Source organism: Buttiauxella noackiae ATCC 51607, from assembly GCF_001654865.1.
Classification (GTDB): Bacteria; Pseudomonadota; Gammaproteobacteria; order Enterobacterales; family Enterobacteriaceae; genus Buttiauxella; species Buttiauxella noackiae.
Window position 1 is genome coordinate 1 of sequence record NZ_LXEO01000089.1, and the last position, 367, is coordinate 367.

The 367-nt window shown below is 53.4% G+C and carries 2 pseudogenes; both read right to left on the reverse strand.

Features of this window, described 5'->3' with window-relative positions:
• Nucleotides 1–185 (reverse strand): annotated as a pseudogene (locus M979_RS23890) (hypothetical protein); the annotation flags it as partial.
• Between the two features lie 26 nt (nt 186–211).
• A pseudogene (locus M979_RS23895) lies at nt 212–367 on the reverse strand (DUF3396 domain-containing protein); the annotation flags it as partial.

A 367-nucleotide genomic window follows, 5' to 3' on the forward strand; every position in this document is an offset into this window, starting at 1 on the left:
GCGACATTGGTTAAAACCTGTACCCAGTCCACCTGTCTGAGCATATCGAGCGTCATATCGGTGGCGTGCTGTATTTCAGCCCAGGCCTCGCTTCCCTGCCAGTATTTCGCGCCGCTGGTCTGCCAGGCTTTCATCGTCACGTTGACCACCTGGCCCACCGACTGCTGCTCTTCCGGGCGGCAGTCGGTGGGTCTCCATTTAACATATGACGTTACTCAGGAAGTGTATAAACGCTACCTTTGTCATCACGTTTCAACAGCTTCCAGCAGGTACGGTGTTGCTTACCATTTTTATCCTCAAACGGTGGCATTTTCTGCCCTTCGCGGGTCTGGATATACTCGGTGGTACCGTTAACAATCGACGCCCA